The organism is Qipengyuania sp. B-5 (genome assembly GCF_056857815.1).
The window spans coordinates 16230-41513 of record NZ_JBSXNU010000020.1 but is presented as its reverse complement, the minus strand read 5'-3'; the positions used below and the strand labels follow the sequence as shown (position 1 = coordinate 41513).

Annotated in this window: 24 protein-coding genes; 14 read left to right on the top strand and 10 right to left on the bottom strand. The window is 59.2% G+C overall.

Going from position 1 to position 25284, the window contains the following annotated elements:
* Window positions 1–58 precede the first annotated feature (58 nt).
* Window positions 59–1312 carry a tyrosine-type recombinase/integrase gene (locus AC13CE_RS01410; protein WP_482971234.1) on the top strand — a complete coding sequence of 418 codons (1254 nt, stop codon included), beginning with the start codon at window positions 59–61 and terminating at the stop codon, window positions 1310–1312.
* A 7-nt stretch (window positions 1313–1319) separates the two neighbouring features.
* Here the strand turns inward: AC13CE_RS01410 and AC13CE_RS01405 are convergent, their stop codons facing one another.
* Together AC13CE_RS01405 and AC13CE_RS01400 are read right to left on the bottom strand one after the other, a co-directional pair.
* Window positions 1320–1523 (bottom strand): DUF5818 domain-containing protein, encoded by a 204-nt coding sequence (locus tag AC13CE_RS01405; RefSeq protein ID WP_482971233.1) that lies wholly within the window; start codon window positions 1521–1523, stop codon window positions 1320–1322.
* The gene (locus AC13CE_RS01400; protein ID WP_482971232.1) at window positions 1520–2104 is read right to left on the bottom strand and encodes a lytic transglycosylase domain-containing protein; all 585 of its coding nucleotides are present in this window, start codon (window positions 2102–2104) and stop codon (window positions 1520–1522) included. The genes AC13CE_RS01405 and AC13CE_RS01400 overlap by 4 nt, the downstream gene beginning before the upstream one ends.
* A 145-nt stretch (window positions 2105–2249) precedes the next feature.
* Here AC13CE_RS01400 and AC13CE_RS01395 point away from each other — a divergent pair, with 145 nt between their 5' ends.
* The 3 genes from AC13CE_RS01395 to AC13CE_RS01385 all read left to right on the top strand — a co-directional run bounded on the left by AC13CE_RS01395 (window position 2250) and on the right by AC13CE_RS01385 (window position 9559).
* Window positions 2250–3158, top strand: coding sequence for a DUF7146 domain-containing protein (locus AC13CE_RS01395; protein ID WP_482971231.1), 909 nt, complete (start codon window positions 2250–2252; stop codon window positions 3156–3158).
* A gap of 75 nt (window positions 3159–3233) precedes the next feature.
* Window positions 3234–7481, top strand: coding sequence for a strawberry notch-like NTP hydrolase domain-containing protein (locus tag AC13CE_RS01390; RefSeq protein ID WP_482971230.1), 4248 nt, complete (start codon window positions 3234–3236; stop codon window positions 7479–7481).
* A 104-nt stretch (window positions 7482–7585) separates the two neighbouring features.
* Window positions 7586–9559 (top strand): ParB/RepB/Spo0J family partition protein, encoded by a 1974-nt coding sequence (locus tag AC13CE_RS01385; RefSeq protein ID WP_170002884.1) that lies wholly within the window; start codon window positions 7586–7588, stop codon window positions 9557–9559.
* 201 nt (window positions 9560–9760) lie between these two features.
* Here the strand turns inward: AC13CE_RS01385 and ligD are convergent, their stop codons facing one another.
* The 5 genes from ligD to AC13CE_RS01360 form a co-directional block, all read right to left on the bottom strand.
* Complete coding sequence (ligD, locus tag AC13CE_RS01380) at window positions 9761–12277, bottom strand: DNA ligase D (RefSeq protein WP_482971229.1); 2517 nt, start codon at window positions 12275–12277, stop codon at window positions 9761–9763.
* On the bottom strand, window positions 12274–12768 hold the full coding sequence (locus AC13CE_RS01375; RefSeq protein ID WP_482971228.1) for an MgtC/SapB family protein: 495 nt from the start codon (window positions 12766–12768) through the stop codon (window positions 12274–12276). The genes ligD and AC13CE_RS01375 overlap by 4 nt, the downstream gene beginning before the upstream one ends.
* Before the next feature lie 4 nt (window positions 12769–12772).
* A complete protein-coding gene (ku, locus tag AC13CE_RS01370; RefSeq protein ID WP_482971227.1) occupies window positions 12773–13639 on the bottom strand; it encodes a non-homologous end joining protein Ku in 867 nt (288 codons plus the stop codon).
* Between the two features lie 158 nt (window positions 13640–13797).
* A complete protein-coding gene (locus AC13CE_RS01365; RefSeq protein WP_482971226.1) occupies window positions 13798–14676 on the bottom strand; it encodes a transglutaminase-like domain-containing protein in 879 nt (292 codons plus the stop codon).
* Window positions 14670–15587, bottom strand: coding sequence for a transglutaminase family protein (locus AC13CE_RS01360; RefSeq protein ID WP_482971225.1), 918 nt, complete (start codon window positions 15585–15587; stop codon window positions 14670–14672). Before AC13CE_RS01360 ends, AC13CE_RS01365 begins: the two co-directional genes overlap by 7 nt.
* Before the next feature lie 34 nt (window positions 15588–15621).
* Between AC13CE_RS01360 and AC13CE_RS01355 the strand changes: the two genes are divergently transcribed.
* Together AC13CE_RS01355 and AC13CE_RS01350 are read left to right on the top strand one after the other, a co-directional pair.
* Window positions 15622–16407 carry an N-formylglutamate amidohydrolase gene (locus AC13CE_RS01355; RefSeq protein ID WP_482971224.1) on the top strand — a complete coding sequence of 262 codons (786 nt, stop codon included), beginning with the start codon at window positions 15622–15624 and terminating at the stop codon, window positions 16405–16407.
* 171 nt (window positions 16408–16578) lie between these two features.
* The gene (locus tag AC13CE_RS01350; protein ID WP_482971223.1) at window positions 16579–16737 is read left to right on the top strand and encodes a DUF1328 domain-containing protein; all 159 of its coding nucleotides are present in this window, start codon (window positions 16579–16581) and stop codon (window positions 16735–16737) included.
* Between the two features lie 519 nt (window positions 16738–17256).
* On the opposite strand, the gene AC13CE_RS01345 is transcribed toward AC13CE_RS01350, so the two are convergent.
* Window positions 17257–17517, bottom strand: a complete 261-nt coding sequence (locus tag AC13CE_RS01345) for a hypothetical protein (protein ID WP_482971222.1) — start codon at window positions 17515–17517, stop codon at window positions 17257–17259.
* A 228-nt stretch (window positions 17518–17745) separates the two neighbouring features.
* Here AC13CE_RS01345 and AC13CE_RS01340 point away from each other — a divergent pair, with 228 nt between their 5' ends.
* From AC13CE_RS01340 to AC13CE_RS01325, 4 genes are all read left to right on the top strand, one after another.
* Entirely contained in the window at window positions 17746–18615 is an 870-nt protein-coding gene (locus tag AC13CE_RS01340) for an SDR family oxidoreductase (RefSeq protein WP_482971221.1), read from the top strand.
* Between the two features lie 17 nt (window positions 18616–18632).
* Window positions 18633–18818, top strand: a complete 186-nt coding sequence (locus AC13CE_RS01335; protein WP_482971220.1) for a DUF3008 family protein — start codon at window positions 18633–18635, stop codon at window positions 18816–18818.
* 198 nt (window positions 18819–19016) lie between these two features.
* Window positions 19017–19658 carry a cytochrome c oxidase assembly protein gene (locus AC13CE_RS01330; protein ID WP_482971219.1) on the top strand — a complete coding sequence of 214 codons (642 nt, stop codon included), beginning with the start codon at window positions 19017–19019 and terminating at the stop codon, window positions 19656–19658.
* A complete protein-coding gene (locus AC13CE_RS01325; protein WP_482971218.1) occupies window positions 19655–20305 on the top strand; it encodes a cytochrome b in 651 nt (216 codons plus the stop codon). The genes AC13CE_RS01330 and AC13CE_RS01325 overlap by 4 nt, the downstream gene beginning before the upstream one ends.
* Here AC13CE_RS01325 and AC13CE_RS01320 read toward each other — a convergent pair.
* Entirely contained in the window at window positions 20229–20426 is a 198-nt protein-coding gene (locus AC13CE_RS01320; protein WP_482971249.1) for a c-type cytochrome, read from the bottom strand. The two genes, AC13CE_RS01325 and AC13CE_RS01320, sit on opposite strands and share 77 nt — an antisense overlap.
* A complete protein-coding gene (locus AC13CE_RS01315; RefSeq protein ID WP_482971250.1) occupies window positions 20348–20512 on the bottom strand; it encodes a hypothetical protein in 165 nt (54 codons plus the stop codon). The genes AC13CE_RS01320 and AC13CE_RS01315 overlap by 79 nt, the downstream gene beginning before the upstream one ends.
* A gap of 675 nt (window positions 20513–21187) precedes the next feature.
* Here AC13CE_RS01315 and AC13CE_RS01310 point away from each other — a divergent pair.
* The 4 genes from AC13CE_RS01310 to AC13CE_RS01295 are packed head-to-tail and all read left to right on the top strand — an operon-like array spanning window position 21188 to window position 25250.
* Window positions 21188–21382 (top strand): hypothetical protein, encoded by a 195-nt coding sequence (locus tag AC13CE_RS01310; RefSeq protein WP_482971217.1) that lies wholly within the window; start codon window positions 21188–21190, stop codon window positions 21380–21382.
* Window positions 21375–22421 carry a cytochrome c oxidase subunit II gene (locus AC13CE_RS01305; protein ID WP_482971216.1) on the top strand — a complete coding sequence of 349 codons (1047 nt, stop codon included), beginning with the start codon at window positions 21375–21377 and terminating at the stop codon, window positions 22419–22421. Before AC13CE_RS01310 ends, AC13CE_RS01305 begins: the two co-directional genes overlap by 8 nt.
* A complete protein-coding gene (locus tag AC13CE_RS01300; protein WP_482971215.1) occupies window positions 22418–24955 on the top strand; it encodes a cbb3-type cytochrome c oxidase subunit I in 2538 nt (845 codons plus the stop codon). The genes AC13CE_RS01305 and AC13CE_RS01300 overlap by 4 nt, the downstream gene beginning before the upstream one ends.
* On the top strand, window positions 24948–25250 hold the full coding sequence (locus AC13CE_RS01295) for a hypothetical protein (protein ID WP_482971214.1): 303 nt from the start codon (window positions 24948–24950) through the stop codon (window positions 25248–25250). Before AC13CE_RS01300 ends, AC13CE_RS01295 begins: the two co-directional genes overlap by 8 nt.
* Window positions 25251–25284 lie beyond the last annotated feature (34 nt).

The window sequence follows — 25284 nt, the reverse complement described above, 5'->3', positions numbered from 1 at the left end:
GGTGTGGGGGTATTTTGGGGGTATTTTCCGGGGGTAGCGAAAAGGAGCGATACCCCCAATGGCCTTGAGTGAGATTCAGATCAAAAAAGCGAAGGCGGCTGAGCGTCCATACAAGCTTGCGGATGGGGAGGGATTATTCCTCCTGGTGCAAAAGAACGGCTCGAAGCTCTGGCGGCTGAAATACCGGTACCACGGGAAAGAGAAGCTGCTTTCTTTCGGTGCCTACCCCGAAGTCGGAATAGCGGCCGCAAGAGAACTCAAGAGAGCTGCCAAGGGTGTGCTGGCCGAAGGCAGGGACCCGATGGTTCACAAACCGGGTCGGGACTTCGAAGAGGCTAAGACCTTCAGGGCGATTGCCACCATGTGGCATGAGAACAGAGCAACTAGTCTCAATCCCGCCCATGCGAAGCGTGTGTGGTCGCGGATGGAGCAGGACGTGCTTCCTGTCTTGGGCGAGCTCATGATGCATGAGATAACTCCACCAGAAGTCCTGAAGGTCATTCGGAAGATAGAGGAGCGCGGCGCGCTCGACATCAGTCGACGGGCCAAGCAATGTATTGGTCAGGTATTCCAGTTCGCGATTGCCAGCGGACTTTGCGATTCCGATCCAACCGCGCATCTTCGGGGGGCTTTGAAGCCACGTCCTCGGGTCAAGCATATGGCGAAGCTGCCTCTGGCACAGCTACCCGAACTCATCATCAAGATGGAGCGGTACCAGGAAGAGGGTGAGAGACGATCCGAAATTACGCGGGCGGCATTGACCTTTGCTCTTCTTACATGGGTCCGGACAAAGGAACTCCGGTTTGCCAAGAAGCACGAGTTTGAAGATCTAGCTGGAGACTCACCAGTTTGGCGCATTGGCGCTGATCGGATGAAAATGGGCCGCGAGCATATCGTACCATTGTCGCGACAGGCCGCTTCTCTTGCTCAAGATATGATCAGCAAGTCCGAAGGCGAATATGTCTTTCGAGGCCAGAAGCCCAAGATGCCGCTCTCCGAGAATACGATGATCTATGGCCTTTATCGGCTCGGTTACCACGGGCGCCAAACTGTTCACGGCTTCAGGGGGCTGGCGAGCACCTGGGCGAATGAACAGCTGGTCGAGGTCGGCGATCCACCGATGTGGATCCGCCGATATCATGAAGACTGGGTCGAACTGCAATTGGCACACAGCGAAGAGAACGAGGTTCGCGGGGCATACAATGCTGCCGAATATCTCGCTCCCCGTCGTGCAATGCTGCAGGATTGGGCAGACTACCTCGATTCCATCGGCGGCAAAGCGCAAAACATAGCTGTTTTGAGAGCCGCTTGACCTGCTCCTAGGCGGGCACCTGCCCAAGCCATTCGACGCGAAGGCGGTCGAACCCGACAACGATACCCTCTGCGGTAACCTCAAATCCAAAGTCGTCGTTTGAGGGTTCGTAGTCTTCGAGAACCCAGTGATCTCCGGCATCGGTTACAATTACAGCTCCCCGAGGAAGGTGCTCAAGCCGTCCGCTGATCCTTTTCCGATTCGTAGTCATATCGAGCTGTATGCCATCCATCGGTCGATAACGCTCTTCACATATCCAGGTGTCTCCCGATTTTTCGGTATCCCGCCGGCTCGCGACACCGCACCGGGTCCAGCGTTGTAGGCAGCTAGCGCGAGATGGATCGCACCGAAGCGCTCTAGCATCTGCTTTAGATACCGCGCGCCGCCATCGATGTTCTGAGACGGATCGTGGCGATTGCTGACACCAAGATCTCTTGCCGTTCCCGGCATAAGTTGAGCGAGCCCAGCGGCGCCAGCCGGACTGATCGCCATCGGGTTGAACCGCGATTCCTGCCAAATCAGGGCCTGAAGCAGTCGAGGTGGCAATTGGTATCGCGCTTCAGCTTGCCGGATGAGTGGCTCATACAAGGCTTCCTTGAAGCTTCTATCGATATAAACCGTGCCGCCGTCTGGCTTGCCAAAGTAGATTGCAGTCGGGTTGAAAGCGCGCCCTTTGTCGGTTGTAACCTCAACTGTGCCGAGGTCATGGTCGAAGACCTGGAATTCCTGCGCGCGCGCGGATCCCGAAATCGCAATCGCGAGCGCACCGCAACCGCAAGCCACCAGAGACATTCGCATTAAATTACCTTTCACCTTGCCTCGATCCGCAAGAGAACATAAAAAGAACGAGCGGGTGTAGGAAAACGTTTTTTTGCAAGTTTATCCGAGAGGAGAGGGGTTGGTTTGGAGGGGGCAATTGTGAGGCGATGGAGCCGGTATGCCCGTTTCGAATTCAACCCTGACACGTACCTCGCTCGAGGACACCGCCCGCAAGATCTGCGAATCGCGAGGGGGCAAATGGTCCGGCACAAAGGGCATGGCCTGTTGCCCTGCGCATGATGACCGCACGCCGTCACTCGGTGTGTCGCTCGGCCGACAGGCCATCCTCTTCCACTGTTTCGCGGGATGCGACCGGCAGAGCGTGCTGGCTGCATTGGCGCGTGAAGGTTTCGAGTCACCTGCGCTCTTTTCAAGTTCTGCGACCACCGGAGGTCCCGAGCCGACCAGAACGCGCAAACCCTCGGCGGCAGCGTTGAGGATCTGGCGCGATGCACAGCCACTGCGTGCCAGTCCGGCGAAAGCATATCTTGAAAGCCGCGGCATTCTCGCCGCATCTCCTGCGCTCCGGTTCCATCCACGAACCCCGCTTGGTCCGAAGGGTCGCACCCGCTTTTTGCCGGCCATGATTGCGGCAGTCAGCCTCGACGAGGGGCCGATCGCCGTCCATCGCACGTTCCTTTCGGGCAATGCTAAGGCAGACTTCGGCAAACCGAAGCGCGCGCTCGGCGCGCTCGGTGAAGCTGCTGTCCGCCTCTTCGCTCCGGCCTCCAGCAAGCTCGGCCTCGCCGAGGGCATCGAGAGCGCGATGTCGGCCTATGCTCTGACCGGCATTCCCGTCTGGGCGACCCTGGGCAATGAGCGCTTCGGTCTCGCCAGCGTGCCTGAGAGCGTGACCGAACTCCATCTCTTCGTCGATCATGATGCTGGCGGCGAGCTGGCCGGTTCGCGTGGCCTGGCCGCCTATTCCCGCGATGGACGGACGATCCACGTTCGCAAACCATCCTCACGCGACACCGACTGGAACGATGAACTGACAGCATGGCTGCGCCGCAAAGCGGCGAGGTAGAGGAGAGGGGGCTTCTCGATTTCCTGATCCGGCAGAGGGCGTGACCCGATGCCTTCATCAGGAGGACGAATTGCCATGTTTCAATCAGACCTGTTTCCCGCCGGCGAGCAGTTGCCGTCCATGCCCTTGGCCTATGCCATTGGCACCCGAGTTGCCGCGCTTCTTGCTTCGGGACGTCATCTTACCCGTACCGACATTTCCGGGCTGTTCGCCGAAGAGACCGGTGTTCTGGACTGGGGAAGCGCCTGGAGCATCGACAACTACAACAACGCGGTCGAGATCGGCGCACTGCTCTGGCTTCGAGAGTCCTCACGGATCGATCTGGCGACGAACGTACACGAAGCCGAAGCGCGGTTCGACTGGCTCGAAGCTGCATTGCCGCCCCGGCACGTTCGCAGCGAAGCACAGGTCGAGCTCCAGCAGTTCTCGACCCCGCCAATGCTGGCCTGGCTGATGGCGAAGGCCGCAGCTGTCTGCACGCAAGACACGCTCCTCGAACCGTCCGCAGGCAATGGTGCCCTTGCGCTCTGGGGCAGCGTTCAGAACGCCTCGTTGGTCCTCAACGAGATCGATCCGGCGAGACGAGACGGCCTAGGCCACATCTTCCATTCGGCCGCGATTACCGCGCATGACGGGGAACTGATCGCCGACCTGGTTCGCGCCCCTGTTCCGTCGGTCGTGCTGATGAACCCGCCGTTCGCCCGCAGTCAGGAACGCGGCAAGGACGGTGCGGCGGCGCAGCGCCACCTGCGCAGCGCGATCCGCGCCACTGCCAGTGGGGCGAGGATCGTCGCGATCATGCCCGACGGCTTTGATGCTTCCACCTTCGCCAAGGAACAGGACGAAGCATCGCTGCTCCTCGATGTTCGGCTGCAGCAGATGTTTCGCCGGACAGGGACGGGGATCGCCGTTCGTCTGGTTGTGTTCGACAAAACGCCGACTGCGTCCTCGCCTGCGATCACCGAAGATACTGCCGACCTCATCTCGCTCCACGAGCTTATCACTGCGCTTCCGCCACGCGTACAGACCTCCGCCAACATCCATCGCCTGCCGCTCGGCAAGCCAGTACGCCTCGTTTGCAAGACTTCGACCCAAAGCGCGCTGGTTCGGCCGGTGGCACCGTTCGCCGCGACACCAGCAGCCACGGCGAATGCGATCGACCTTGCCTATTCGGTCCTCGCCGACACCGCGCCTGTGCCCGAACAGGCAGGCATCTACCTGCCTTACCGGCCCAGCCGCATCGCGTTCGAGGATGCGCCGGTCCATCCCACCCCGCTCGTGGAATCGGTCGCCATGGGTTCGGTCGCGGCTCCGCAGCCGGAAGTGCGGCCTCGTCTTCCCACCAACTGGCAGGCCGATGGCCTTCTGTCCGAAGCGCAATGCGAGACACTGGTCTACGCTGCGCAGGCATTCGCGCGCAACCTGCCGGGCCAGTTCAAAGTCAGTCAGGAAGGCACCGCGCTGGAACTATCCGAAGATGGTCACGAATACCGCCAAGGCTTCTTCCTTGGCGACGGGACCGGAGCGGGCAAGGGACGGCAGATCGCCGCGGTCATCATGGACCGCTGGCTCGCAGGCGAACGCCGCCATGTCTGGATCACCAAGAACGAGGCGCTGCTCGAAGATGCGCGCCGCGACTGGGAAGCGCTTGGCGGGCTACCGCTCGATCTCCAGCCGCTCTCGCGCTGGAAACTCGGCCAGCCCGTAACGATGTCCGAAGGCATTCTCTTCGTCACCTATCCGACGCTGCGCTCGGGCCGCGCCGAGGATACGCGGCTCGACCAGATCCATGCCTGGGCGGGCGAGGATTTCGACGGCGTGATCGCTTTCGACGAAGCCCATGCCATGGCCAATGCCCTCGGGGGCTCTTCAACCCGCGGCAAGGTCAAGGGCTCCGAACAGGGTATGGCGGGCCTCCGGCTACAGAACTGTCTCCCGCGCGCCCGCGTACTCTATGCGTCTGCCACCGGCGCCTCGGACATTGCCAACCTCGGTTACACCGCCCGGCTGGGCCTGTGGGGACCCGAGACCGCATTCCCGACCCACGAGGCGTTCATGACCGACATCCGCGGTGGCGGTGTGGCGGCGATGGAACTCGTCGCTCGCGACCTCAAGGCCCAGGGACTCTACCTTGCCCGCGCGCTGTCCTTCGCAGGAGTCGAGTACGAGATCCTCGAACACAAGCTGACCGAAGCGCAGGTCAATATCTATGACGCCTACGCCGAGGCCTGGGCGATCATTCACCGCAACCTCGAAGCGGCGCTCGAAGCAACCCGCGTGGTCGACGAGGACAGCGGCGAGACGCTCAACCGCAACGCCAAGGCTGCGGCGCTGTCGATCTTCGAAGGCACCAAGCAGCGCTTCTTTGCCCAGCTCCTGCTCTCGATGAAGCTGCCGAGCCTGATCCCCGCGATGGACGCGGCGCTTGGCGAAGACCATTCGGTTGTCGTGCAGCTTGTCTCGACCGCCGAGGCCATGCTCGACCGGCGCCTTGCCGACCTGTCCGACGAGGAGCGCGAAGCGCTCGACATCGATCTGTCCCCGCGAGAATATGTCATCGACTATCTTGCGAAGAGCTTCCCTGTGCGCCTGATGCAGGTCTTCGCCGACGACGACGGCAATCTTCGCTCCGAGGCGATGAGCGACGGAGAGGGCAATCCCGTTTTCTGCCCGCGCGCAATTGCTGCGCGCGATGCGCTGATCGAACAGCTTTGCGCACTGCCGCCCATCGCCACTGCGCTCGATGCGATTATCGAACATTTCGGAACCGACGCCGTGGCCGAAGTCACGGGCCGGACCCGCAGGCTTGTCCTGGGCCGCGATGGTGAGCAGCGCCTCGAACGGCGTAGCCCCAGCGCCAATGTCGCCGAAGCCCAAAGCTTCATGGAAGGGACCAAGCGCATCCTGGTCTTCTCGGATGCGGGCGGTACGGGGCGTTCCTACCATGCCGACCTCGGCTGCCGGAACCAGCAACGCCGGGTCCATTTCCTGCTCGAGCCGGGCTGGCGCGCCGACAACGCTATCCAGGGTCTCGGTCGTACCAACCGCACCAACCAGGCCTCGGCTCCGCTGTTCCGGCCGGTAACCACCGACGTGAAGGGCGAGCGCCGGTTCATATCGACCATTGCGCGAAGGCTCGACGCATTAGGCGCGCTGACGCGCGGCCAGCGCCAGACCGGCGGACAAAACCTGTTCGACCCGGCAGACAATCTCGAAAGCGACTATGCGCGCGACGCGCTCACCCGATGGTTCCAGCTGCTTTATGACGGCAGGCTCGAAGCCACCACATTCGGCAACTTCGTCGAGCGAACGGGCCTCCGGCTCGAAAGTCCAGATGGTGGACTGACCGACAATCTCCCCACGATCCAACGCTGGCTCAACCGCATTCTTGCGCTGCCGATCGCGCTCCAGAACGCGATCTTCGAGGAGTATCTCGGACTTGTCGAAGCGCGGATCGAAGCTGCGCGCGAGGCCGGAACGCTCGACCAGGGACTGGAAACCGTGAGGGTCGATCATTTTACGGTCCTGGCAGATGAACTCCTGCGCACCGATCCCGTGACCCGAGCCGAGACCCGCCTCGTCTCGCTCGAAGTGACGAGGCACCTTCGGCCTCTGCAATTGCAGCGCCTGGTGCGGATGCACGAGATCGGCAGCCGGCACGCGATCCCGATGCGCAATATGCGGTCAGGCAAGGTCGCGCTGTCGGTTCCAGCCCGTCGCCTCATCGCCGACGACGGGGCCGTGATTGAACGCAGGCGCCTGCTGCGCCCGCTCAAGTCCGCGAACTGGACCCTTGAGGCACTCGCTGAGAGCCACTGGGAGGAAATTGGCGTCTCTGCGTTCACCAGCGCCTGGCGGGCCGAGGAAGAAGAGGCGGCCAAATCACCGGTCACTGAGCGAGTCCATTTCGCTACCGGACTTCTGCTTCCGGTCTGGAAGCGCCTCCCAGGCGATCATGTTCGGGTCACCCGGCTCGTTGCCGAAGATGGTCAGTCGATCATCGGTCGCGAAGTGCTCGATATCGATCTCGCTGCGATCGCCGATACCTTTGGTCTATCCGGGGTTACCGGACCATCGGCAGAACAGATCGGCGCGCTTGTGATTGCCAGCGGCAAACCGCTGGGCCTTGCTAGCCATGATCCACTCACCGTGAAACGCTCGCTGGTCGGCGGCGAACAGCGCCTTGAACTGATCGGCTTCTCCCCCGATCGGCTCGACTGGTACAAGAACAAGGGCTGCTTCACCGAGATCATCCGCTACCGCACGCGGCTGTTCGTCCCGGTGTCGAGAGCCTCGTCGGTCCTCCCCGCGCTTGCCGCCTGATCCTTAGGGCAGACCCCAATCTCAGAATGAGAGTGGAGGGAGCCCTTTGGGCTTGTGGGCCTCGTGATCCTCACCTGCGCCTTCATTCCATCAGGAGAACACCCATGATCCATTCGATTCCCTTGAAGAAGCTCGTCCCGAGCCCGCGCAACGTTCGCAAGTCGAGCGACGTGCTGGCCGACCTCCAGCTGCGGGCAGACATTGCTGCGCGCGGCCTGCTGCAGAACCTCGTCGTGCGCAAAGGAAAGCGCGGCAAATTCGAAGTCGAGGCCGGCGGTCGCCGTCTCGCCGCACTGCAGGCGCTGGCCGAAGAGGGCACCTTGCCTGACACGCACGAAGTCACCTGCCTCGTGATCGAAGGCGAGGAAAGCGAAGTGCGCGAAGCCAGCCTCGCCGAGAACTTCCAGCGACTCGCGATGAACCCGGCCGACGAGGCGCAGGCCTTCACCTCCATCATCGAAGCAGGAGCTACGACGGAAGACGTAGCGCGACGCTTCGGCCTCACCGTCCGGTTCGTCGAAGGGCGCCTGCGTTTGGCAAGTCTGGCACCCTGCGTCTTCGAAGCGCTCGCCGAAGGCACGATCACGCTCGACATGGCCAAGGCCTACGGCGCGATCTCCGACGTCGAGCGCCAGGCGCATGTCTATGCCGAGCTGCAGGATGCCTGGTACCAGATCACGCCTGACACGATCCGCCGCATGGTGCTTGATGCCACGGTGCGTGGTTCCGATCCGCGGGCCGTGCTTGTCGGACGCGATGCCTATCTCGCCGCAGGCGGCCGGATTGAGCGCGAACTGTTCGACGATGACGCCAGCGAGAGCTGGATCGATGTCGCGCTGCTCGAAGACCTCGCGCACAAGGCCATGGACGAAGCCGCAGAAAAGACCGCGCTCGAATTTGGCCTTGCCTGGGTCCGGCCGACGCTTGGCAACTACGTCAGCCACGACCTTGTTGAAGGTCTCGGTCGCTTGCCCTGCGAGCCTGCGCCAATGACCGAGCAGGAAGCGCAGGAGCTCGGTGAGCTCGAGGCCGACTACGACCGCGTCGCCGCCGTGCTCGAAGACGAAGACAGCGACGAGGACGAGGTCGCCAAGGCCGAACAGGAACTCGTCGTCATCGACCGCGCCATGCGCGCGCTCAATGACCGGCCGCCGGTCCTCGCTGACGAACTGAAATCCGAGGCTGGTGCCTTCCTAGTCCTCTCGCGCAATGGCGAGCCGACCTTGGTCCCGCAGTTCTACACCGAGACCGAAGTCATCGCTGACGAAGGCGTGATCGAGGCCATTGAAGAGAGCGGTGCGGCGAAGCCCAAGGGCAGCTCGCTGTCCCAGCGCCTGCTCGACGAACTGGCCATGCAGCGCCGCGACATCCTTGCGATCCATCTCGCCAACGATCCGGCACTGGCGCTCGACTTCATGGTCTTCACGCTTGCCGATGTCGATGGACATGACTGGCGCGCCAAGAAAGCGTCGACGCTGGTCGGCTCTGTCGCTTCCGGCCCGGTCACCGGGTTTGAGGCCAAGGATGCGCCGGCGAGCGCTGCCCTGGCCGAGTTTGCCGGGTCGCTCGATGAAAGCTGGCGTGCTGGTGAATGCGACGTGAAGCGGTTTGCGAGGTTCCGGGCGCTTTCCGATGAGGCGCGTTCGGCCTGGCTCGGCCATGTCGTCTCGCGCACTCTAGTTGCAAGCCTTGCGTGCGAAGGCGAACGTTCGGTGCCGCTGCACGAGGCGCTTGGCTCGTTACTTGAAATCGAGACCGCGCATTGGTGGCGTCCCACGGCGGCCAACTACTTCGACCGCGTGGCCAAGGCTCGCACGCTCGAAGCGCTCGATGGCGCCGGCGGTCCCGAACTCGTCAGTCGCTATGCCGCATCGAAGAAGGCCGAACTGGCGAGCGCTGCCGAGCGCATCTTCTCCGGCAACTTCATTGGCGAGCCCGAGGTCAAGGAACGGGCGCAGGCCTGGGTTCCACCTATAATGCGTTTCGCCGGTTCTGAAGAAGCCGAACTGGCGGACCACGGAGGCGACGAGGCGGCCAACGTGGAAGCAACTGACGAAATTGCCGAGCAGGCTGCCTGACCCCTCCTGACAGGTCCAGGTCACTCGGCGGGCGGTCCGTCCCAATCGGGACGGGCCGCCTTTTCCATGTCAAATTTTGGGCCGTTTGCGGTCAGTCTGCTTTTAAGCGAGAACTGCATCAATGCGGACATTGGTCCGGTGGGTCGAAGCATATCTGACCGCTGGCTCGACCCTTTGAAAGCGGTAGCCTTGAGACTGCTGCTAAATGTCCGGCAAATTCTGTACCGCGAACCCCCATCCAGCGAGCGATTTTGATGCACTGCGGCCAATCAGTTTGTTGGCATCAGCTATGCCGAAAGGCTTGGCATTCTCCATCGCTTTTAGCTCGTTCCAGGTGGTCGGTACGGCGACCGGTGCTCCGCTACGCGCCCGTGCCGAATATGGAACGACGGCGGTACTACCACGCTGGTTGCGCAGCCAGTCGATGAAGATCCTGCCCTTGCGCTTGGCCTTGCTCATCGTTGCTGTGAAGCGTTCCGGCTCGGCCAGTGCAAGCGCTTCGGCAAAGCGGTGGGCAAAGTCCTTGTGCGCATTCCATGTGTGACCCGGCGTCAGCGGCACGATCACGTGTACACCCTTGCCTCCGGAGAGCATGGCGAAACTTGTCAGTCCAAGGTCCGCCAACCGATCGCGGATATCGCGCGCTGCTTGTTTCACATCCTCGAAGTCCAACCCCTCGTCCGGGTCGAGGTCGAATATCATTCGGTCTGGCTTCTCGACCGCATCGCTGCTGGAGGCCCAAGCGTGGAACTCGATCGTGCCCATCTGGACGCATTGCATTATTCCGCGTGCGTCCGCGACATAAAGGTAATCCTCGGTCCCGCCATCTTTCTCGCGGATAGGAACGTTATGCACGGCCTCGCCGAACGCGCCACTGTCATGCTTCTGAAAAAAGCATTTACGGGCTCGGCCTTGGGGACACCGCACGAGGCTGACCGGGCGGTGTCCAGCGAATGGCAGCATGATATCTGCAACCGCTGCATAATAATCGGCAAGATCGCCCTTGGTCTGGCCGCTGTCGGGAAATACCACCCGATCCCGGCTGGAGATTTCCACTCCCTTCTCAGGTTCAGGTGCGCGGGTGGCTTTCTCCGGCTTAACCGCCTTGGCAGCCTTGTCACGACGCAGGCCGAGATAGCTACCGTGCCTAATATTGCCGTCGGCGGTGAGTTCCGCAAATGCGACTTCGGCGATCAGTTTCGGCGTGACCCAGGTAACACCGCGTGCGCTGGATTTGTCGACCTCCACAGAAGGGGTTTTTCGCTCAAGTCGGTCGAGCTTCGGCCCGAGCTCGTCGAAGTCGTCACCGGCAAATCCAGTGCCGACATTGCCCTTGTAGACCAATTCTCCGCCTTCGTGCTGGGCCATCAGAAGCGAGGCGAAGGGACGTCCCTTGGCCGATGACTTTTTCCAGCCGACGATCACGAATTCCTGCCGCAGCGTGCACTTGACCTTCACCCACGCCTTGCTGCGGGCATGGCGATATGGGGCATCCATCTTCTTCGAGACGATCCCTTCCTGCCTCGCAGCGCACATGGTTTCGAACAGCTTCTCGCCCGCGCCTATGACGTGATCAGCAAGGAAAATCGGCGGTTCTGCGGTCGACAGCATGGCTTCGAGCCGTTCCTTACGCTCGATGTTTGGCAGCGCTTTGAGATCTTCGCCCGCCAACTCGATGAGATCGAAGGCATGGAGTTGCAGCGCATCGTCCTTACCCTCCGCGCCATGACCGCGCTTCAGCACGCCCTGCAGGGTAGAGAAGTCCGGATTGCCTTCCGCATCTGTAGCTACGATCTCACCGTCGATCAGGCATGCGGGCAAGTTGAGCGCGGCGATCGCCTCGACGAGCGGTCCGAATTTTTCAGTCCAATCTTTCCCGTTGCGGGTATAGATCCGCACCATATTGCCTTTCGCGGCAATCATCGCGCGATAGCCATCAAACTTTATCTCGTGCATCCACCCGTTACCGGCCGGAACATCGTCAACCAGCGTGGCAAGCTGTGGCTTACGGAACTTCGGCAGTGGCGCGGCGCTTCGCTTCTGCGGCTTCGCTTTCTTCGCATTGCGCGAGGACGCCTTCTCCATCTGCGCGAAAAAGGCATCATCCTTCTTGCCGGCGAGGGAGTACTCGCCGGCCTTGTCTGCAGCGATCTCGGCCATCGAGCGCCCAGTGAGCACGCTGGTTAATGCACGTTCGACTAAAGGATCGCCTTTTTCGGTGTGCTTATCCTGCAGCTTGCGAAGGAGCCAATTTTCCCGCTTCTCTCCCGGCTTCTGCTTAAGCTTGATGAGGAGCCATTCACCCTTCATGCGCTCGCCTTCGAGCGTGAAGTGCAAATGCCCCTTCTCGAGATCCTTGACCGACTTGCCCTCGATCGGCGACCAGGTGCCGCGGTCCCACAGCATGACTGTACCGCCCCCATATTCGCCTCGGGGTATGGTTCCTTCGAATTCGGCGTAGGACATAGGATGATCCTCGGTCCGAACAGCCAGCCGTTTTATTTCGGGGTCTGGTGAAGGCCCCTTGGTCACTGCCCAGCTCTTGAGCACGCCGTCGAGTTCGAGCCGCAGGTCCCAGTGAAGCCGGGTTGCATCGTGCTTTTGGACGATGAAGAGGTTGCCGGATGCGCTACTCTGCGTCTTGCCGGAAGGTTCGGGCGTCTTCGCGAAATCGCGCTTCGCGTTGTATTCGGACAGGGGGTTTGAGCGTTTGCTCACCTATCCTCCTTTTCGTCGCCCGATTCATCGTCCAGTCGGCGGTCGCGATCCTTGGGTTCGATCAGCCGCAGAAGTGTGAGCATGACAAGACTTATGGCTGCCGCAATGGCGACAAGTGGCCATTGAGCTGCACCGCATGCGATCCCAACCACTGCTGCGAGCCAAAGGTGTGCGGCAGTCGTGAGGTTGTGTACCTGCCCTCTGCTAAAGACTATCAACCCGGCACCAATGATGCCTATGAAAGCGCCTGCTGCCTCATAGACACGCAACGGGTCCATGCGCTCTCCGCCGAGATCGGTGTAAAGCGCAAGGATCGAAACGGTCATCGCAGCTGCGGAGAAACAGATCAGCCCGTGGGTTCGCATACCAGCGGCGTGTCCTCGCAATTCACGGTCCAGGCCGAGAAGAAGGCCGAGAACGGCCGCGATTCCGAGCCGCGAGAGAAGGTCCCAATCGAGCCAATGGACGAGGACGGGATCGTTGAGCTCCATGAGTTCAAGCGCTCTTCTTGCGCTTGGAGGCCGATTTCGGGGGAGCCTTCTTCTCACCGACCGATTTCGGGGGAGCCTTCTTCTCACCGACCGATTTCTTCAGCGCCGCCATAAGGTCGATAACGTTGGAGCCGCTTGCATTTCCCGGCTCGTCAACGTCCTCCAGGATGGCCTTCTTGCTTTTCGATTTGGCCTTTTTGTCGATCAGCTTACGTAACGCCTCGACGTAGCGGTCCTCGAACTCGCTCGCGTCGAATGGCGCGCTCTTTTGATTGATCAGCGTGGTCGCAAGGTCGAGCAGCTCCTTTTTGGGCTTGGTATCCTCGATTTCGGAGAAGAACGATTGGCCCTTTCGCACCTCGTCGGCATAGCGCAGCGTTTCCAGAAGCAACCCCTTGCCACAAGGCTTGATCGCAACCAGCTTTTCGCTGCCGCGCATCGACAGCTGACCGAGCGCGACCTTCTTTGCTTTGCGCAGCGCCTCGCGCAACACGATGAATGCCTCTTCGGCCAATTCGTCCTGTGGTGCGACGTAATAAGGCTTGTCATAATACAACGGGTCGATTTCACAGGTGTCGACGAACTGGACGAGTTCCAGCGTGCGCTTGCTCTCGATCTTGACCGCCTCGATTTCCTCATCCTCGAGCAGGACGTAATTACCCTTGGAAACCTCGTAGCCGCGAATGATTTCGTCTCGGTCTACCGGCCCGATGCCGGGAACGACTTTTTCATAGGAGATGCGCTTTCCGCTCGGCTCGTGGATCTGGTTGAAGCTGATTTTTGCACCCGACTTTGTCGCGGTGTAGATCTCCACCGGGATTGAAACGAGGGCGAGCCTGATCTGCCCCTGCCAATATGCGCGCGCTGCCATGTCTTCTACCTTCCTTGCCGTCAGGTGAGTCAGCGATTGGGTTGAGAATTTGTTTCGCAGTTCTCGCAATGGGGCCGATCGCGGACAGTCCTCACTTTCGACCAGAAGACTTCAAAACCGGGCGTTGTTAGGGCAAGCGAAGCACCTGCACTCCCAAGTCACCTTACACCACAAACCGGCGAAGCTGATTGGGGAAGAGCGGTTTCTTTCGGCGGACGACTGAGATCAATATCGGCAACTTCATCGGTATGCACATGGAACTTGGTCAGCTTCGCGGGACCGAACTGGGTGGTGAGCGCAGTGTCGGTTGCGTCCCGCCCCCGCGCCATCACAATTCGAGCAATTCGGGGGCGATTGTGTCGCGCGTCAAAGGTGTACCACCGATCGCCCAGATAAGCCTCGAACCACGCGCTGAAATCCATAGGGTAATCGACAGGTTCTATTCCGATATCACCTAAATACCCGGTGCAATAGCGAGCGGGAATGTTGGCGGCTCGGCACAGCGTAATAGCTAGGTGAGCGAAGTCCCTACACACCCCAAAACGTTCATCGAAGGCCGACCGCGCAGTGCGCTCTGTGCTGGCCTTCATGTAGTCAAATTCAATCCGGTCATGCGCCGCTTGAACAAATGCTTGAGCACGTTCCCACCCTGGCTCGGTTCGCTTGGCGATATCCCAAGCCTCATCAGCCAATTTGCTGACCTCGCAATAGCGCGAGCTAAATAGAAATTGCATGACCTCGTGGGGCAACTGATCAACCGGGACCTGCCTTGCTTCAGGGGCGACGGGATCCGGTTCGCCACAGTCCTCTATCACAAAGTCGGCCGTAAGCTTTGTAATTCCCGGCGGAAGTGTGAAGCGACTGCAGACATTTCCGAATTGGTCGACATATGTCTGGACCGGCACGTTTCGGTCGATCCCCAAGATCTCCGGCGTTCGCAAATCCCTCTGACGCTCGGGCCTCACATGCAGCAGGGCAAGCATTGGCACCGATGTTTCGGTTTCGAAATGCAGGTCATAACCGGCCCGGATTAACATGCGGTATTACCCCCATGAGGCGCGCGGGGATGGCTGGTTTCCAGATCGACTTGCTTGATCCGTACATCAACATCCATATCGATATGACTTCCTTTCTGCCCGACCCATGTTCCCGATAGCGGGACTGCCTGAGTCGGCTCTCGCGTAACCGCCACACGGATCAATCCGCGGTTTCCAGTGATTCCATTTGTGGGGTCGAATTCTATCCACCCAGAGCCCGGGAGAAAGACCCTGAGCCAGGCGTGCGTGGCATGGCCGCCGATGCGCCTGTTTTCGTTTTGGGGGTTATAAAGGTATCCCGAAACTAAACGGGCGGCGAAGCCGAGAGCTCTTACTGCCTCCATCATTAAGACGGCGTAGTCGCGACAGGTGCCTTTTCTCAGTGACAGGGTCGCAAGCGGTGATTGCACACCTTTGTCGAAGCGCGGCTCGTAATCAAAATCGGTGTAGATTGCTTCGGTAATTCGGCGCAGTAAATCGAGCGTGTCCGTCTGTTCATTCATCAGAAAGCCGCGTGCCCAAGTGTCGATTTCGCGGTCTTCATCAGGATATCGACGCTCTATCGAACGCAATAGGTCCGGCATGTCTTCCGCCGAGTAGGTAAACGGATACGTTTCGGCATACTTCTCGATCGCGACATCGTCGGGTCCGTTGGGAAGGTGTTCGACCTCTGCTGTCGACCGGATTTCCATCTCGTCTGCCCGAGTGTCGAATTGAGCGATGGCCACTGCATTGCCGAAGACGTCCTGCAGCCACCGAAGTGAAGTGGGTTCTGGCTCGATTGACAGTTCGGCTCTCAAAACTCTTTGGTCGTAACTTTCCCGCGGGCGAACCAAAATGCGGTGCTCGCCAAAGGAGACATCTCGGCGGTACCGGTAACGGGTAAGGTGGTTGATAGAGACAGTCGGCATGGAACAGAGTCCGGCGGGAGGCCTTTCAACATCAATGAGTTATGGCAATCTTCTCAACGCTTCGGATGGCGATCCGGTCCGCTCTAACTCTGTGCCGGTCACCGAAAGCCCTTTCCTGCTCGTAGGGGATCATGCTGGGAATGCCGTTCCGTCTCGACTGGAAGCGCTCGGACTGTCTCCGAAGGATCGATCGCGGCACATCGCACTTGACCTCGGCGTCAAAGATCTTGGGCGGGCACTGGGTAATCGCCTGAACGCGCCGTTCCTCTGGCAGCATTTCTCCCGGCTGGTGTGCGATTGCAATCGTAATCCCGATGATCCGGAGTGGGCGGCTCAAATCAGTGATGGCACGAAGGTGCCTGGCAATTTCCAGTTGAGCATCGAAGACAAGAAGGCGCGCCGCGAGAGTATTTTTGATCCGTATCACGATGCTATTGCTTCTGCGATCTCAAGGCGGCGAGCAGTACGACAGCCGACAATCTTCGTCTCGCTGCATACATTCACGCCATCGATGGAAGGCAAGCAACGCCCGTGGGACATAGGCATTCTGCATGACGGCCAAGAAGAGGGTTTCGCCCTGAGCGTTCTCTCGCTCCTAAAGGCCAAGGAAGGCAACTGCATTGGCGATAACCAGCCGTACGATATGGATGAAACCGATTACACGGTCCCTCGCCATGCGTATCCACTGAGGCTGCCTTACATTGAAGTAGAGGTGCGACAGGATCTTCTCTCCAGCTCAGCCGGTATTGACGAAATGGCAAATCTGCTTGGGGATACCCTCCAAGCCGCAATGCCACGGGATCCTCATCAATTCCAATAATCACCGATGGTCCGACCGATTACTTGCGCCAATCTAGAGGCGCAATAGGCACGAGTGGTCCAACTTGGTGCCGCACAGTCCGATCGGAACTTTCGCCAACACGCAAGGGTTCTTGAGGATATCGGCTAAGCCAATCCGGCTCCCAGCCGAATGAGAGCGTGGAGAGATAAAATGGTTCGTTGGGCAATTATTTTGGCTGTGATCGCACTCATTGCGGCGCTGCTTGGTTTCGGTGGTGTTGCCGGTCTTACTGCCGATATCGCCATAATTCTCCTGATCGTAGCCGCTGTACTCTTTGTCGTCGGGTTCTTGCTTGGCCGTCGACCATAAATCTAAAAAGTAAGCTGTCTGCCCATACCGTTGCCGCCAAGATTAGGAGCGACAGAAACGGGCCAATCTTACGACTTGAGCGCCGACCTTCCTCAGTAGATGTGGGGCACTCAGCAGCCTTCCCTCGGACTTGGGAGCGTCGGCGCATCATGTTAGCCTTGGCACTTCCCTAAGGGGCCGCATTGCAAGCGGGTTGGGTTTTGTATCCCACCCAGAGGATGCGGATGATGCCGCAGAATTTGCTCGAAATTGACGAGGGCGAGTTAGGGCAATCAAAAAGGGTTGAATTTGCCGCAGAAAATCCGGCTGGGCCTCCCGCCTGGCCCTGCGTCGCTTACAGTGAGCTGGCGATGTGCTGCGAGCAGACAGCCAGTTAGTTAACGGTTCGACCGCGGATAATCGAGAATCCGGAACCGGTTTTCATCTTGCATGTTTTGATAGGGATGCTCTCGCAGAAGCATTAGCCGGAGGCTAATTGCGACCCCCGTCCCATCAGGCCTCCGGCACTCCCGACCATCGCTAATCCAGATTGTTCAGCTGATCGATCAGAGAGGCTATCTTCTCGACAGCCTCGCGGGTTTCTCCTTCGTACCTCGCCGCATCTGCACGGACGTAGTCGCCCACCGACGGATGCGCGATATATTTCACAGCAGCAGCTCGATAAGCCATCATAGCCCTGTGCAACTCGTCATGACTTGTTGGCTTGCCGTCCTTTGCAGCGACAGCCTTGGTGGCTACTTCGCGCGCGCGTGCAGCCAGATCGTCAAGGCCTTCCTGCATATTGCGTCTCCTTTCGCCAGCTGGGCGCATATCTGAACCGCCAACTCGTGCCAAAGATCCACGCCTTTCGTTCATACGCGATCGACCACGAGCGCACGAGGCTACAGACAACGCTTCACCTCAATGGCTGCACAGCTCAAACAATTCCAGAAACTCCTACATACCGTTAGGATTTTAAGGGTGTGATGTCGAGCAAAGCAAAAATCGCAGATAAAGAGGATCCAAGAAATGAATGATCCGGCCACTTTCCAGCCCGAGATCGCCGAGGAACCCCGTATGCCTGGCTCGGAAGCGCATATGAGTGAAAAGCCGGATTGGCGGCCCCGATACCGAGGATCCGAAAGACTCAAAGGGAAAGTCGCGATCGTTACAGGCGCAGATAGCGGTATCGGTCGAGCGGTCGCTGCTCTTTTCGCGCGAGAGGGAGCTGACGTCGCTATTGTCTATCTCGCGGACGAGGAAAGCAAAGACGCCAAAAAGATCAAGGAGATTGTTGAGGAGGAAGGCCAGAAAGCAATCTGCATCCAAGGAGACTTGGGATTTCACGAATTTGCCGATGAAGTCGTTGCTCGTACCATTGATGAGCTGGGTGGCCTCGATATTTTGGTGAACAACGCTGGTGAGCAGCATCCCGATGAACGCGTTGAGGAAATTACCGACGAACAGCTTCGACGCACTTTCCAAACTAATATCTTCTCCATGTTCTACTTAGTCCAAGCTGCACGGCCACACCTCGGCAAGGGTGGCGCAATAATCAACTGCACGAGTGTCACGATGTATAAGGGCTCCGACAATCTACTCGATTACTCAGCCACAAAAGGCGCGATCACGGCCTTCACTCGGTCTTTGTCAGAAAATCTGATCGGCGAAGGTATCCGGGTTAATGCGGTAGCCCCTGGTCCGATCTGGACGCCGCTCAATCCATTTGGCGGACAGCCGCCCGAAGACATGGATGATTTCGGAAAGAACACACCGATGGGTCGTCCGGGGCAGCCCAACGAAGTTGCTCCCGCGTTCCTGTTCCTGGCTTGTGAGGATTCAAGCTATATGGCCGGGCAGGTCTTGCACCCCAATGGTGGAACTATTGTCGGAAGCTGACAGCCAAGGAGAATGCAATGCCAGCCAAATCAAAAGCGCAGCAAAAGGCCGCAGGAGCAGCGTTGAGTGCAAAACGCGGTGATACCAAGAAAAGCGATCTGCAGGGCGCGTCGAAGGAAATGTATGATTCAATGAGCGAAAGTGAGTTGGAGGACTTCGCCAGCACTAAGCACAAGGGTAAGCCCGAGCATAAAGGCGACTAGATCACAGCGCTCATTTGGCGACCAAAATATGCCATGGTGCCAGGGAGCGTTTTACAGGACACCAATGGGTGTGTGAGCATTTAATAACTGACCGAACCACACGTTCACCGGAGGCGACAGCTGCACGATTGGCTACCCTATTGCGGAAAGGCTCCCAATCCCAGTGCTTGGGCGACCCATTGGAATTTCGCGCCCGAATTGCTGGCGTTTCTGCTGGTCTTGGCCGGGATCGCGTATTGGAAACGCAAGAGTTTGAGGGCTACGCCGACATACGCACTTTGGGCCGTCTTTTTTTTTCTGTACATTAGTCCATTTTGCGCGCTCGGGTCCGCTCTGTTCACAGTACGCATTGTTCATGACGTCATACTCGCAGCGGTATTCGCCCCACTGCTGATTGCGGCCTTTCGAGTCGAGGAAAAGATAATTCCCGGCAACTTGACCGTCTGGACAGCGATCCATGGCCTTACTTTCTGGCTCTGGCATGCGCCCCCGCTATACGAGGGAGCTATGAGCAATGACGCTGTCTTCTGGTTCATGCAGATCAGCATTGTCGCCACGGCTGCGGTTTGGTGGGTAAAGGTCATCCGATCGCCAGCACCCGCGGCCGCGACGGCTTTACTGGCAACGATGGTCGCGATGGGTGCACTCGGTGCTTTGTTGACCTTTGCGCACCGAGCCTACTTTGCGCCGCATTGGCTGACGACGCAGGCCTGGGGGCTCTCGCCGATCGAGGATCAGCAGATTGCGGGCATCATTATGTGGGCCCCGGCGAGCCTGGTCTATTTAGTCGCCGCCTTGGCGATACTTTATCGGTCGCTTGGCAGCAGAGCGCCTGCATGAGGTTTCACAACCTGATCCGTAGATGGGCGGTCAGTTATACCGAGCAGGGGAAATATTCTCCGGTAGGCGTATGGTTTCACTGGATCATGGCAGGGCTGGTGCTTTTTCAGCTCGGCTCAGGTTGGATGATGTCGCGCCATCCGGTCGGGGCCAGTAAACTTGCCGCCTACGAACTGCATAGCGAGCTGGGGCTGACCATCTTGTTCCTCGCCATCTTGAGGTTTGGCTGGCGATTATTCGTCCCCGATCCGGTCAACGACGCAGATGCGCCGGGCTGGCAGAGCACCGCAGCACATATCACACAGTACCTGTTCTATGGCCTGTTCGCGCTACTTCCGCTGAGCGGATGGGCGATGTGGTCTGCAATACAGCCGGTCCAACCTCTGCGCCTTGCCGGACTGGTCGCGATACCCCCAATGCCGTTTCATTCACTCACCCCCGCATGGCAATATCAAGTGCTCGACTGGGCGGAGAGCCTTCATGTCCTAGGTGTGATCGGCCTTGCATTGCTGGTGCCGCTGCATGTCTTTGCCGCGTTGAAACATCATTTCTGGGATCGCGACGATACAGTCAGGGGCATTCTTCCGGAAATTCGGGACGACGAGACGGCTCCGGACCATACGCAATATACGCCGCGAGTGGGCTGATTTCGTCCTCTCGCAGCTTGCTGGCCGCATCATGCATAACGTTCAGCCCATCGCCATATCGCTCACCATTTCGCCAACGGCGCAATTGTTCGGCGTGGTACGCCGCGCTCTGACCAACCAAGGCTGGATTGCCGGCACCCGAACCGAGACCAGCTTCTCCATGGCAAGACGCGCAAGACGATAGAGCGCGTTCGGGTAAACCTGCATGATAGATCTCGTATGCTTTGGCGATTTCGCACGAGGGTTCAGGCAAAATCTCGCTTCCTTGCTCGTCCTCCCGAAAATCCATGGCCGCGTAATAGGCTGACACAGCCAACCGCTCTTCGGAATTTAGACGGCCTGCAAGCCAGGTCATCTGGGGATGGCTACGTTGCCCGTCCGCGTAAAAGCCCAGCTGCCGCACCAGATACCCCGTATCCATACCCGCTATTCTCGGCACCAAAGCTCCGTCGCCGCGACCGTCCAGCCCATGACAAGTATGGCAAGCAGCCTCCGGACCTGCGTCCCCGCCCGATAAGGCAATCAATTCGCCGGTGTCGTCGAATGGATCCTCAATCGGGCCAGGACTGCACGACGCCAACGCCATAGAAAGGGCGGCGACGGACAGGTTAGGGCGGAAAAGCATCGTCTGGCGGGAACGAAGCGTGCAATTGTCCGGTTCCCATGGGAATGGGGAGTATGGAGCATCGGCATCGAAATTGGAAAGCCATCGTGACTGGCGTAGCCTTAGCCGCTTGTGCACCGCTTGCCGGATGCAAGGATCCGGTTGAAACGCGGCGAGAGCCGGCTACCGGCCCGAAGGATCGGGGATTAGCAGCAATCAAGCGCGCAGGCTGTGGATCTTGCCATGAAATCCCCGGGCTGGACTGGCCATCCGGGCGCTTGGGACCATCGCTTGAGGGCTTCGATGATGTCGGCTTGATAGCTGGCCAATTGCCGAACCGGCCAGACGTATTGGCGGCCTTCATCCGCAACGCACCTGCAGTGAAGGAGGGCTCTTCCATGCCGCCTATGCCAATTAGCGAGGCTGAGGCGGCAGATATCGCAGCTTATTTATATGGCCTCGATCATGATTGACGCACTCTGGGGTTGGCCTCCTCCGGTACTCGATCCGGCAGGTCCCTTTTCGGGCAGGGTCACCACCTTGGCCTGGTCGCTATTCGGTTTGGGCGCCTTCGTCACATTGGTCGTGGTGTTTGCTCTTTGGGTCGCCATCAAGGGACCGGACAAGTGGAAAGCGAAGCTTGGAGGCGAACGCGCGATCTGGCTCGGCGGGGTCGCCTTTCCGGGCGTCGTATTGACCGCGCTACTGGTGTGGGGACTGACACTGACCGCCAGTCTGACCGAGCCGATCCGCGGGGACGAGATGCGTATTCGCATTACCGGCGAAATGTGGTGGTTCCGTGTGCAGTATCTGGACACATCGGGCGCGGTTGTGATGGAAGATGCGAACGAGATTCACATTCCCGTTGGACGTCCGGTGGTGCTCGAATTGGAATCCGCCAATGTGATCCACAGCTTCTGGGTACCACATCTATCGGGAAAGAAGGACATGATTCCTGGGCGCCGCACTCTACTGAGGATCGAAGCAGATCGCGCAGGAGAGTTCGGCGGGGTGTGCGCGGAGTATTGCGGGCGGCAACATGCGCTGATGGGCTTCGTTGCTGTAGCCCATGAGGACGGCGATTTCCGTGAATGGTTTGCGGAACGGAACGAGCGTCTCGTTTCGGCGGGGCGCGGCATAACCACGCCAGAAGAACCACTATCCGCCTCAATGGCGGTCGCTTCGGAGCAGTCAGCGGACTTGCGTCCGGATGCAGGCGCTGACGCAAATTCTGATCAGTTGTCGGGGCAGCAACTTTTCATGCAATCCGGTTGTGCTGCGTGCCATCGCGTAGCCGGGACAGAGGCGAATGGCCTTGCTGGTCCGGACCTCACCCATGTCGGATCACGCCGTACGCTGGGCGCGGGTATATTGCCGAACAATCGCGGCACCCTCATCGGCTGGATAGGCGACAGCCAATCGCTCAAACCCGGCAATCGCATGCCGAGCTATGACATGCTCAATGCCGACGAGCTCGAAGCTATCGCCATCTGGCTCGAGCAGCAGAAATGAGATCCGAGACGGGATTCGATTATGCGCTCTACGAGCGCTTCCCCACCGAGAAGCGCCCCGATAGCGAAGTCGAGGAACTAAACCGCATCTGGCGCGCGCCCAAAGGATGGGCACGCCTTACCGCGGTCAACAACAATTACGTCGGCTTCTGGTACGTCGTCACCGCTTTCGGCTTTTTCCTTGCAGCAGGCATTCTGGCGCTGGGTATGCGAGTGCAGCTCGCCGCTCCGATGCAGGATTTCCTTGGCGTCGACACCTACAACCAGTTTTTCACGATGCACGGCACGGTGATGATGTTCCTGTTTGCCGTGCCTATGGTGGAAGCGATCGGGATCATGCTGTTGCCGCAGATGCTGGCGGCACGCGATCTGCCGTTTCCCAGGCTGTCGGCCTTCGCTTTCTGGGCCTATTTCGTAGGCGGGACGATGTTTTTCCTCTCGCTATTCGTGGGGCTGGCGCCCGACGGTGGCTGGTTCATGTATCCCCCGCTGACGAGCATTGCCTTCAGTCCCGGTATCAACACTGACTTCTGGTTGCTCGGCATCGGGTTCATCGAGATTTCGGCCATTGCCGGGGCGATCGAGATCATCGTGGGTGTGCTGAGAACCCGCGCACCGGGAATGACCCTCGACAAAATGCCAATGTTTGCGTGGGCCATGCTGGTCTTCGCGGTAATGATCGTGGTCGCCTTCCCGAGTGTGATCCTGTGCACGATGCTGCTGGAGATCGAACGAGCGTTCAATTGGCCCTTCTTCGATGCTCTACGCGGCGGCGATCCCATGCTGTGGCAACACCTCTTCTGGTTTTTCGGCCATCCAGAAGTCTACATTATCTTCATCCCAGCCGCGGGTCTCATGAGCATGATGGTGGCCGCAGTCGCAAAGGTGCCGCTCGTTGGGTACCGCCTCAACGTCCTGGCGCTGGTCGCTACCGGCTTCATCAGCTTCGGCGTTTGGGCGCATCACATGTTCACTACCGACATGCCGCGCGTTTCTGCAGGCTATTTTTCCGCCGCCAGCATGGCGGTCAGCCTGCCCGCGGGGATACAGGTGTTCTGCTGGATCGCGACGCTCGCCAGCGGGAAGATAAGATGGACCACGCCTGCGTTATTCGTGGTCGGGAGCGTGGTGATTTTCACGATGGGTGGGTTGACCGGAGTGATGGTGGGTATGGTGCCCTTCGACTGGCAAGCGCACGACACCTATTTTATCGTCGCCCACCTCCATTACGTGCTGATGGGGGGCATGGTTTTCCCGATGTTCGCCGCGTTCTACCACTGGCACGGCATGACCAGCAGCCGGGCGCTATCTGAGCGTGTTGGGAAGTGGGTCTTCGGGCTGATGTTCGCAGGTCTGCACATCACTTTCTTCCCCATGCACCTGACCGGCCTCATGGGTATGCCGCGCAGGGTCTATACCTATTTACCTGGGCGCGATCTCGATCTGCTCAATCTGGTGTCCACCATCGGCGCTTTCGTGATGGCCGCTGGGATACTCCTGTTCCTGCTTGATCTCGCTCGCCGCTTTCGTTTCACGGTCCATGATGACGCAGGCAATATCTACGGCGGCGGCACGCTCGAATGGCTTCCGACCGGTTTGTATTCCACGCGCTCCATTCCGCTGGTCACGTCGCGTGAGCCACTATGGGACCGACCCCAAATCTCGAAAGAAGTCGAAGAGGGGCGCTATTTTCTTCCGAACTCAGCCACTGGCCAGCGCGAGACTCTGATTACATCCACCGTGATGGCTGAACCCCAATACGTTCAACTCATGCCCGGCCCGTCGCCATGGCCATTGTCGGCGGCTGTATTCACCGCTCTCTTCTTCCTCTCGCTGACGGTTCAGGGTTACGCCTTTGCAGTGTTTTGCGGGATTGTAGCAGTGCTCGGTACGCTGCGATGGCTTTGGGAAACCGACCGACCCATTAAACAGGAAAGCGCTGACATCGGCGGCGGTATCGAGGTGCCGATCGCAATCACCGGGCCGAAAAGCCACGGCTGGTGGGCGTTGAACACTTTGATGGTCGTAATCGGCATGATCGGCTTCATGGCCGTATTCGCCTATCTCTATCTCTATGGAATCAATCCCGAAGTCTGGAGTGCGCCTCCGCCCCTCGGCGAAACCGCAATTATTGTCGGGATAGAAGCGGCGGCGCTTCTTGCGGCCTGGGGCGGGCGTCGGTTTCTCGCAACGAAAGAGGGGCGGCTTGCCGAAGACCTGCCCTGGATGCTGGAGGCACTTGCTGCGGCCCTGCTGGTCGGCGCGTTATACCTCGATGTGACTGGGTGGCTCGCGACGGGTCTGGAACCCACCGCGAATGGGATGGGTGCGACTGTCTTCATGCTCTCGGTGCTTCAAGGACAGGTGGTCTTAGTTGCTGTCATCATGGCCGCCTATCTCGCCTTTCGCGAGGCGCGGGGAATCATGACCACTCCAACAAACGTGACCATGGATATCGTCGCACGTTTCATAATGTTCTGCGCGCTACAGGGCATGATCTTTACTCTCTTGCCGAGGGTATTCCCCGGTGTCTGAAGCGAAGAACAACGAGCTTGGCGAGCCGATCGACCATCCTTCGATCTATCGCACCCTTCTGATTGCATTCCTGATCTGGTCGGCGCATTTCGCTTTAAGCTACGCCGGGGTGCTGGTTTTCCCAGATGACGAGATGGCGCGGATTATCGCTATAAGTGCGGGTCTAATCGCAATCGCCGCACTGGTCGTACAAGTCCGGAGACTACCTGCTCCACGCTCGCCGCTTGCTCTTGGTGCCCTCGGGCTGGGCGCGGCGGGGGTAATCTTCGGCACCTTCCCTGCCATTGTTGGTTAAGTCAGAGAGGCAAAGCCGGAAGAGGAGATTGCCC

Excerpts from the sequence above, each read along its gene's own strand:
- AC13CE_RS01410 (WP_482971234.1), top strand. The coding sequence starts at position 59 with ATGGCCTTGAGTGAGATTCAGATCAAAAAAGCGAAGGCGGCTGAGCGT.
- AC13CE_RS01405 (WP_482971233.1), bottom strand. The coding sequence starts at position 1,523 with ATGACTACGAATCGGAAAAGGATCAGCGGACGGCTTGAGCACCTTCCT.
- AC13CE_RS01400 (WP_482971232.1), bottom strand. The coding sequence starts at position 2,104 with ATGTCTCTGGTGGCTTGCGGTTGCGGTGCGCTCGCGATTGCGATTTCG.
- AC13CE_RS01395 (WP_482971231.1), top strand. The coding sequence starts at position 2,250 with ATGCCCGTTTCGAATTCAACCCTGACACGTACCTCGCTCGAGGACACC.
- AC13CE_RS01390 (WP_482971230.1), top strand. The coding sequence starts at position 3,234 with ATGTTTCAATCAGACCTGTTTCCCGCCGGCGAGCAGTTGCCGTCCATG.
- AC13CE_RS01385 (WP_170002884.1), top strand. The coding sequence starts at position 7,586 with ATGATCCATTCGATTCCCTTGAAGAAGCTCGTCCCGAGCCCGCGCAAC.
- AC13CE_RS01375 (WP_482971228.1), bottom strand. The coding sequence starts at position 12,768 with ATGGAGCTCAACGATCCCGTCCTCGTCCATTGGCTCGATTGGGACCTT.
- ku (WP_482971227.1), bottom strand. The coding sequence starts at position 13,639 with ATGGCAGCGCGCGCATATTGGCAGGGGCAGATCAGGCTCGCCCTCGTT.
- AC13CE_RS01365 (WP_482971226.1), bottom strand. The coding sequence starts at position 14,676 with ATGTTAATCCGGGCCGGTTATGACCTGCATTTCGAAACCGAAACATCG.
- AC13CE_RS01360 (WP_482971225.1), bottom strand. The coding sequence starts at position 15,587 with ATGCCGACTGTCTCTATCAACCACCTTACCCGTTACCGGTACCGCCGA.
- AC13CE_RS01355 (WP_482971224.1), top strand. The coding sequence starts at position 15,622 with ATGAGTTATGGCAATCTTCTCAACGCTTCGGATGGCGATCCGGTCCGC.
- AC13CE_RS01350 (WP_482971223.1), top strand. The coding sequence starts at position 16,579 with ATGGTTCGTTGGGCAATTATTTTGGCTGTGATCGCACTCATTGCGGCG.
- AC13CE_RS01345 (WP_482971222.1), bottom strand. The coding sequence starts at position 17,517 with ATGCAGGAAGGCCTTGACGATCTGGCTGCACGCGCGCGCGAAGTAGCC.
- AC13CE_RS01340 (WP_482971221.1), top strand. The coding sequence starts at position 17,746 with ATGAATGATCCGGCCACTTTCCAGCCCGAGATCGCCGAGGAACCCCGT.
- AC13CE_RS01335 (WP_482971220.1), top strand. The coding sequence starts at position 18,633 with ATGCCAGCCAAATCAAAAGCGCAGCAAAAGGCCGCAGGAGCAGCGTTG.
- AC13CE_RS01325 (WP_482971218.1), top strand. The coding sequence starts at position 19,655 with ATGAGGTTTCACAACCTGATCCGTAGATGGGCGGTCAGTTATACCGAG.
- AC13CE_RS01315 (WP_482971250.1), bottom strand. The coding sequence starts at position 20,512 with ATGCAGGTTTACCCGAACGCGCTCTATCGTCTTGCGCGTCTTGCCATG.
- AC13CE_RS01305 (WP_482971216.1), top strand. The coding sequence starts at position 21,375 with ATGATTGACGCACTCTGGGGTTGGCCTCCTCCGGTACTCGATCCGGCA.
- AC13CE_RS01300 (WP_482971215.1), top strand. The coding sequence starts at position 22,418 with ATGAGATCCGAGACGGGATTCGATTATGCGCTCTACGAGCGCTTCCCC.